The following is an 8011-nucleotide window of genomic DNA, read 5'->3' as shown; positions in this document are numbered from 1 at the left end:
TCATCACGGGTCGCACGCAGGCCAAGGGCGGCGACCGGGGCAAGCAGGGCCGTGTCCTGTCCGTGCTGGTCGAGCGCACCCCCGACAACCCCATCAGCCTCGCCCGCATCGAGACCATCCTCGGCCGTGGCGCCGGCGCCTTCGGCCTCCTCTTCGCCCTGCAGTCGCTGCAGGTCATCAACGGCCAGCTGGACACCATGCGCCCTGCATGGAGCATCGCGTTCCTGACGATCTTCTTCGGCGGCCTCGTCTGGACCTGCGTCGCCGGCGTGATCCGCCGCGGCGTCGTCCCCGCGCACGCCACCGTCGCGATCGTCTTCGTCCTCGCGCTCGCCACGTGGCCGTTCGCCATCGTGCCGGACACGCTCACGACGGTCCCGCAGCCGTTCCTCTACCAGGAGCTCACGGTCGCGACGACGTGCGCCGCCATGGCCTTCCGGCTCTGGATCGCGGTGATCTACACGGTCGCGGTGCCGCTCGGCCTCGGCTTCCTCGAGGTGGTCGTCCGCCACGGCGTCATCACGCCGCTCGACTCGTTCCTCCAGGTCCTCTACTCGATCATCCTCGGCGGCTCCGTCCTCATGATCGTCACGGTGCTCCGCCAGGCGGCCCTCGGCGTCGACTGGGCGCAGGGCACGGCGCTCACGCGCTACTCGCACGCGGTGCGGCAGCACGCGACCGAGGTGGAGCGGGTGCAGGTCGACGCGATCGTGCACGACAGCGTCCTCACCACGCTGCTCTCAGCGGCCCGCACGGCCGATCCGGCCGCGCGCGAGCTCGCCGCCACCATGGCCGCCAACGCCATGGGACACCTGGCCGCCGCGGAGCAGGGAACGGACGACGACGCCTCGGTGCCCCTGCGCGCGGTCGCGAAGCGCATCGTCGACGCGGCGTCCGCGCTGTCCGCGCCGTTCGTGCTCGAGACGCGCGACCTCGGCACCCGCATGGTCCCGGTGGCCACCGCCGAGGCCATCTACTCCGCGGCGGTGCAGGCGATGATGAACAGCCTGCAGCACGCCGGCACCTCGGCCGAGACCATCACCCGCATGCTCGTCATCTCGGGCCACGGCGACGAGGGCGTGGCCATCGACGTCGTCGACGACGGCGCGGGCTTCGACCAGCGCCGCATCCCCACCGAGCGCCTCGGGCTCCGCGTCTCCATCAAGGAGCGCGTGGCGCAGGCCGGCGGGCTCGTCACCATCGAGTCGGCGCCGGGGGAGGGCACGGCCGTGCGGATCCGGTGGCCCGCCCCCGCGGACGCCTCCTCGGGCGGCATCCCGCCCCACCCCGCGGACGTCGACGCGGTGCCGGCCGAGCGGCCGGACCGCGGCGAGGGAGGCGACCGGTGATCGTCGTCCCCCGCTCCATCGTCCTCGGCCTCGCCGCCCTCTTCTCGGCGTACCACGTGGTGCTCGCGATCGTCGCGATCGGGGCCCCCGCGGATCCGGCCGTCACGCTCGTCGCGGTCGGCCTGTACCTCGTCGCCACGCTCATGAGCCTGTGGCCGACCAGTCCCACCGTCATGCCGGTCTGGCTCGCGGCGTTCAACCTCGCCGTGGCGACCGTGGTCCCTGTCCTGGTGACCAGCCAGCTCACGCCCGGATCCGTCGCGCCGTTCAGCACGTGGCACGTCGCCGCGGTCGGCACCCTGATGACCATCACGTCCGCCCGGCGCAGGCAGGGCTTCGCGTGGGCCGGCATCGTGATCCTCGCGGTCCAGACCGTGCTCTGGGGCGGGCCGGGCGCGCTCGTCGAGTACGGCGTCACCGGGAGCGCGCTGTGGGTCGCCGTCTCGCACGTCCTCGCGCACGCGCTCGCCAAGGCCGCGCGCGACGCCCGCCAGTTCCACCGCGCCGAGCGCGAGGCGGCGGACTGGCAGGCCGCGCAGGAGGCGCACCTCTACGAGCGCCAGTTCCGGCTCCGGCAGACCAGCCGGATGGCCGTGCCGATGCTGCGCCGCATCGTCGAGACGGGCGGCGACCTGTCCCCGGAGGAGCGCCAGGAGTGCCTCTACCTCGAGGGGGCCATCCGCGACGAGATCCGCGGGCGCACGCTCCTCAACGACGCCGTCCGCGAGCAGGTCATGCTCGCGCGCCGGCGTGGAACGGTCGTCACGCTCCTCGACGAGGGCGGCATCGACGACCTCGACGACGCGACGCGCGACGTCGTGCTCGACCGGCTGGCCGAGGCCGTGCGGGACACGCGCGCGGACAAGATCATCGCGCGCACGGTGCCCGAGGGATCCGACACGGCGATCACGGTCGTCGGCCTCAGCGTCGCGGGAGACGGCAGCGCGAGCCTCCTGGGCAGCGACGACCTGGACGACGAGGTCGACCTGTGGCTCGAGATCCCGCGGCCGCGGAGCTGAGCGGCGCGACGCGGGCGGGGATGCTGAGAGGCGCGGGGGCCGGTGCCTGCACCGTCCGCCCCCGCGCCTCTCCGGTCATCCCGATGACCCGAGCATCGGGATGATCCGCCCCCTGGCGTCGTCTGCTCACCACAGATGGACGACGCCGTGTTGAACGACCCGCGATGCGGGTCTCCCAGCACCACGAGTCTCACGGAGCGGGAGGGGCGGGCCAAGTCGTCATTTGGGAGGACACAGCCTGTGGCGAACCCGGTGCCGGGAGGCCGGATCCGCTCAGCCGGAGAAGCCGCGCCAGCGGCCGGGTCCCGGCACCAGGGTGCCGCGGACGCCGCGCTGCGAGCGCTGCCAGGCGTCCGGCGCGCGCCGCACGGGCTGCTCGACGGCGGGCTGCGCCGCGATCGCCGCGATGACCGCCGTGGCCGCCGCGAGCTCCTCCTCGGTGGGGGAGCCGCCGAGCACGCGGAAGCCGCCGAGCGCGGCGTCCGCCGATCCGTGCGCGTCGCTCACAGCGGGATGTTCCCGTGCTTCTTGGGCGGCAGGCTCGCGCGCTTGGTGCGCAGCGCCCGGAGGGCCTTGACGACCGACGCGCGCGTGGCGGCCGGCTGAATCACGTTGTCGAGCTCGCCTCGCTCCGCCGCGAGGAAGGGGCTCGCCACGTTGTACGTGTACTCGTTGGCGAGCCGCGTGCGGACCGCCGCGACGTCCTCGCCCGCCTGCTCCGCGCCCTTGATCTCGCCGCGGTAGAGGATGTTGACGGCGCCCTGGCCGCCCATCACCGCGATCTCGGCCGTGGGCCAGGCGAGGTTGATGTCGGCGCCCAGCTGCTTGGATCCCATGACGATGTACGCGCCGCCGTACGCCTTCCGCGTGATGACCGTGACGAGCGGCACGGTCGCCTCGGCGTACGCGTACAGCAGCTTGGCGCCACGGCGGATGACGCCCGTCCACTCCTGCTCGGTGCCGGGCAGGTACCCGGGCACGTCGACGAGCGTGAGGATCGGGATGGAGAACGCGTCGCAGAACCGCACGAAGCGGCTGGCCTTCTCGCCCGCCTCGATGTTCAGCGTGCCCGCCATCGCGTTCGGCTGGTTGGCGACGATGCCGACCGAGCGGCCCTCCACGCGCGCGAACCCGACGATGATGTTGGGCGCGAACAGGGGCTGCGTCTCGAGGAACTCGCCGTCGTCGACGATGAGCTCGATGATCGTCCTCATGTCGTACGGCTGGTTCGGGCTGTCCGGGATGATCGTGTCGAGCTCGCGGTCGCGCGCCGTCATCTCGAGGTCCACCGTCCGCGGGAACTCCGGCAGCTCGGCGAGGTTGTTGTCCGGCAGGAAGCCGAGGAGCGTGCGCGCGTAGTCGAGCGCGTCGTCCTCGTCGCTCGCGAGGTAGTGCGCGACGCCCGAGACCTTGTTGTGGGTGAGCGCGCCGCCGAGCTCCTCGAAGCCGACCTCCTCGCCCGTGACGGTCTTGATGACGTCCGGTCCGGTGACGAACATGTGGCTGGTCTTGTCGACCATGATCACGAAGTCGGTGAGCGCGGGGGAGTAGACGGCACCGCCCGCCGCCGGGCCCATGATGAGCGAGATCTGCGGGATGACGCCCGACGCGCGCGTGTTGAGGCGGAAGATCTCGCCGTACTTGCCGAGCGCGACCACGCCCTCCTGGATGCGCGCGCCGCCCGAGTCGAGGATGCCGATGATGGGCACGCCCGTCTTGATGGCGAGCTCCATGACCTTGATGATCTTCTCGCCCGCGACCTCGCCGAGGGATCCGCCGAAGATCGTGAAGTCCTGCGAGTAGACGGCCACCTGGCGGCCGTTGATGGTGCCGGTGCCCGTGACGACCGAGTCGCCGTAGGGGCGCTTGGCGTCCATGCCGAACGCGTGGGTGCGGTGGCGGACGAACTCGTCGAGCTCGACGAACGAGCCGTGGTCGAGCAGCTGGTCGATGCGCTCGCGGGCGGTCATCTTGCCGCGCGCGTGCTGCTTCTCGATGGCGGCCTCGCCGCTCGCGGTGACGGCCTCGTGGTAGCGCCTCTTCAGATCGGCGAGCTTGCCTGCGGTCGTGTACATGTCCGGGGCGCCGGCGTCCTCGTCTGGCTCGTGTGCAGTCACCCGCCTCACTGTACCGGCGGCCATGGGCCCCGCCCTTGTGGACCACGCACAGAAGACCGCGCCTCCCGGGTGCGGAGTCCTCCTGATCCGCTCGCTACGGTGGCGGCATGGACCTCCCGCTCAGCCGCCTCGCCGCCCCGCGCCTGCTCGCCCTCGACACGGCGGGGTCGACGAACGACGAGCTGTCCCGGCGGGCGGCCGCGGATCCCGTCGGGTGGCCGGACGGGTCCGTCGTGCTCACCCTCGACCAGACGGCGGGCCGGGGCCGGCGCGGACGCGTGTGGACGGCGCCGCCCGGGCGGACCCTCGCCGTCAGCGTCCTCTGCGTCCCCGGGCGGGTGGACCTCGATCCCGGCTGGCTGCCGCTCGTCGCGGGCCTCGCCCTCGTCGCGACCCTGCGCGACGTCGTGCCCGCGCCCGCCGAGGTGACGCTCAAGTGGCCGAACGACGTCCACGTGGACGGGCGGAAGGTGTCCGGGATCCTCGGCGAGCTGGTCGCGCCCGGCCGCATGCTGGTCGGGACGGGCCTCAACCTCACGCTCCAGGAGGCGGAGCTGCCCACGCCCACCTCCACGTCGCTGCGGCTCGCGGGCGTCCCGGATCCGGACGTCGACGCGATCCTGGCCGCCTACCTCCGGGCGTTCCGCGCGCGGTACCTGGCCTGGGTGGACGCCGGCGGGGACGCGCGCGCGGCCGGGCTCGTCGACGAGCTGGCCCGCACCTGCGACACCATCGGCCGCGACGTGCGCGTCGAGCTGCCGGGCGGCGGCGAGCTCCTCGGGCGCGCGACCGGGGTCGACGACGACGGGCGGCTCACCGTGGAGTCCGCCGGGGATCCGGCCGTCACGTCTGTCGCCGCGGGCGACGTGACGCATCTGCGGTATCAATGGAGGCATGGCGCACACGGGTGACACGCAGCGGTACGCACCCGGAGAGGGCGGACGGGCGCTCCCCGTCCGCGGCGGCCGCCGGGCCAGGCGCAAGGCCGAGAAGGAGGAGCGCCGTCGCGTCGCCGAGGACGAGGCGGGCCGCCTGACGTCGTCGCACGATGTGGATCCGCGCCTCGGCCGCCCCGCCGCGCCGCCCGCCGCGCCGGCCCAGCAGGTCCAGGCCGCCGATCCCGAGCGGGTCCTCGTCCGCCTCCGCCCGCACGGCCGCGCCCTCACCCTCCCCGTGCTGCTGCTCCTCGCGATCTGCCTCGCGGGCGGGTACTTCGGCGGCTGGTTCCCGGAGCCGTGGGAGAACGCGCTGCTGCTCGTGGCGCTCGCGGGCGTCGCGGTCTTCGTGACGCTGCTGCCCGTGCTCGTGTGGCTGAACCGGCGGTACACGGTCACGACCCGGCGCCTCATCGTCTCGCACGGGTTCTTCGTGCGCACCCGGCAGGAGCTGCTCCACTCGCGCGGCTATGACGTGACCCTCCGCCGGGGTCCGCTGCAGCACCTGCACCGCAGCGGCCACGTCACCATCAACGCGGGCCTCGAGTCGCCCGTCGTGCTCCGGGACGTGCCGTCCGCGGTGCTCGTCGTGCAGGCGCTGCAGGACCTCATGGAGGAGAACGCCAACATGGTGGCCGAGCGCCGCCGGCAGGAGGAGTCGCGCCGGGGTCGGCCCGGGGATCCGGCCTGGCGGCAGCAGGACGAGGCCCGCGCTGTGTGGCCCGACGACACGCAGCCCTGGCAGCGCGGCTGACCGGGCTGGCGGCGGCGGCGGACGACTAGCGGACGGCGACCCGGTCGGCGTCCTCGGTGCGTCCCGTGGTCGCCGCCGTCGGCTGCGGCGCCGCGTGGCGCCGGGCCGGGGAGTAGACCCACTGGCGGTAGAGGACGAAGCGCACCGCGGATCCGAGCCCCAGGCCGATGACGTTGGCGGAGATGTTGTCGGCCAGCGGCGACGTGTATCCCAGCACGTAGTGCGAGACGTAGAGGCACGCGAGCCCGATGACCATCCCGAGGAGGCTGACCGCCAGGAACTCGAGCGCCTCGCGACCGCGGCGCGTGGTGCGCTGCCCGCCGAACGTCCAGTAGCGGTTGCCCACCCAGTTGACCGCGATGGCGACGACGGTCGAGCAGACCTTGGCGAGGAGAGGCCCCGCCTCGACGGCGTCGGGGTGCAGGACGGTGGCGCGCAGCAGGTTGAAGACCGCGAGGTCCACCAGGAAGCCCAGGCCGCCGACGAGGCCGAACTGGACGAGCTGGACGCCGAGCGACGCGAGGGAGCGGCGGGGGGACATGGGCGGGGTCCGTCCTGGATGGGGGAGGATGGCGGGTGGCGTGACGGACGATGATACCGGCTGGTCCCGGCGACCGACCGTCCCGACGCCGCCCGCAGGCTGCTGCGGGCCCACGCACCTGCCCAGAGGAGGAGACACCATGACGCCCACCGTCGGAGTCGTCGGAGGCGGCCAGCTCGCCCGGATGATGATCGCCCCCGCCGTGGAGCTCGGCATCGGGATCCGCGTGCTCGCCGAGGCCGACGGCATGTCCGCGGGCCTCGCCGCGACGGCGGTCGGGGACTACCGCGACCTCGACGCCGTCCGCGCCTTCGCGCGCGACGTCGACGTGATCACGTTCGACCACGAGCACGTCCCGCAGCACGTCCTCCGCGCGCTCGTCGCCGAGGGCGTCGCCGTGCACCCGGGGCCGGACGCGCTGCTCGTCGCCCAGGACAAGCTCCTCATGCGCGAGCGGCTCGAGCAGCTGGGCGTGCCGGTGCCCGTGTGGGCGCGCGTGCCCGACCGCGCCGCGCTCGCCGCGTTCCTCGCGGACAACGGCGGCGTCGCGGTCGTGAAGACGCCGCGCGGCGGCTACGACGGCAAGGGCGTGCGCGTGGTGCGATCCGCCGACGAGGCCGGCGACTGGTTCGACGCGCTCGGCCCGGGCGACGCGCTGCTGGCCGAGGAGCTCGTGGACTACGCGCGCGAGCTCGCGCAGTCGGTCGCCCGGCGTCCGTCGGGCGACATCGCCGCCTGGCCGGTCGTCGAGTCGATCCAGCGCGACGGCGTCTGCGCCGAGGTCATCGCCCCCGCGCACGGCGCGAGCGCCCGGCTCCGCGCGGCGGCCGAGGAGATGGCCCGCGGGATCGCGGAGGGGCTCGGCGTCACCGGCGTCCTCGCGGTCGAGCTGTTCGAGACCGTCGACGGGCGCCTGCTCGTCAACGAGCTCGCGATGCGCCCGCACAACACGGGCCACTGGTCCATGGACGGCGCGGTCACGGGCCAGTTCGAGCAGCACCTGCGCGCGGTCCTCGACCTGCCGCTCGGGTCCACGCGGCCGCTCGCGCCGTGGTCGGTCATGATCAACGTGCTCGGCGGCCCGGAGTCCGGCACCGTCGCCGACCGCTACCCGCAGGCGCTCGCCGACCAGCCCGAGGCGCGCTTCCACTTCTACGGCAAGGACCCGCGGCCCGGCCGCAAGGTCGGCCACGTGACGGTGGTCGGCGACGACCTCGACGAGACCGCGTACCGCGCGCGGGCGGCCGCGGCGTTCTTCCGGGGCTGACCGCCGATCCGGCGCGCGCGTCCGCGGGG

The 8011-nt window shown here is 73.7% G+C and carries 8 protein-coding genes; 5 read left to right on the top strand and 3 right to left on the bottom strand.

Features of this window, described 5'->3' with window-relative positions:
- The first annotated feature begins 2 nt into the window (after positions 1–2).
- Positions 3–1349, top strand: a complete 1347-nt coding sequence (locus tag DZG00_RS09755) for a sensor histidine kinase (RefSeq protein ID WP_233550114.1) — start codon at positions 3–5, stop codon at positions 1347–1349.
- Positions 1346–2368: a DUF8320 family protein gene (locus DZG00_RS09750; protein WP_119383032.1), complete on the top strand. Its 1023-nt coding sequence runs from the start codon at positions 1346–1348 to the stop codon at positions 2366–2368. Before DZG00_RS09755 ends, DZG00_RS09750 begins: the two co-directional genes overlap by 4 nt.
- Before the next feature lie 273 nt (positions 2369–2641).
- On the opposite strand, the gene DZG00_RS09745 is transcribed toward DZG00_RS09750, so the two are convergent.
- Entirely contained in the window at positions 2642–2875 is a 234-nt protein-coding gene (locus tag DZG00_RS09745; RefSeq protein ID WP_119455577.1) for an acyl-CoA carboxylase subunit epsilon, read from the bottom strand.
- Positions 2872–4509 carry an acyl-CoA carboxylase subunit beta gene (locus DZG00_RS09740; protein WP_119383103.1) on the bottom strand — a complete coding sequence of 546 codons (1638 nt, stop codon included), beginning with the start codon at positions 4507–4509 and terminating at the stop codon, positions 2872–2874. The genes DZG00_RS09745 and DZG00_RS09740 overlap by 4 nt, the downstream gene beginning before the upstream one ends.
- 83 nt (positions 4510–4592) lie before the next feature.
- Between DZG00_RS09740 and DZG00_RS09735 the strand changes: the two genes are divergently transcribed.
- Positions 4593–5396, top strand: coding sequence for a biotin--[acetyl-CoA-carboxylase] ligase (locus DZG00_RS09735; protein WP_119455576.1), 804 nt, complete (start codon positions 4593–4595; stop codon positions 5394–5396).
- Positions 5380–6174 (top strand): PH domain-containing protein, encoded by a 795-nt coding sequence (locus DZG00_RS09730; protein ID WP_119455575.1) that lies wholly within the window; start codon positions 5380–5382, stop codon positions 6172–6174. The genes DZG00_RS09735 and DZG00_RS09730 overlap by 17 nt, the downstream gene beginning before the upstream one ends.
- A 25-nt stretch (positions 6175–6199) precedes the next feature.
- On the opposite strand, the gene DZG00_RS09725 is transcribed toward DZG00_RS09730, so the two are convergent.
- Positions 6200–6715 (bottom strand): GtrA family protein, encoded by a 516-nt coding sequence (locus tag DZG00_RS09725; protein ID WP_119383075.1) that lies wholly within the window; start codon positions 6713–6715, stop codon positions 6200–6202.
- Between the two features lie 139 nt (positions 6716–6854).
- Between DZG00_RS09725 and DZG00_RS09720 the strand changes: the two genes are divergently transcribed.
- Complete coding sequence (locus tag DZG00_RS09720) at positions 6855–7982, top strand: 5-(carboxyamino)imidazole ribonucleotide synthase (protein ID WP_119383076.1); 1128 nt, start codon at positions 6855–6857, stop codon at positions 7980–7982.
- Positions 7983–8011: the final 29 nt, after the last annotated feature.

Origin of the sequence: Clavibacter lycopersici, assembly GCF_003576405.1 — a bacterium.
In the GTDB taxonomy this organism is placed as follows: domain Bacteria; phylum Actinomycetota; class Actinomycetes; order Actinomycetales; family Microbacteriaceae; genus Clavibacter; species Clavibacter lycopersici.
The sequence above is the reverse complement of the archived record's forward strand: the minus strand, read 5'-3'. Positions and strand labels throughout refer to the sequence as shown.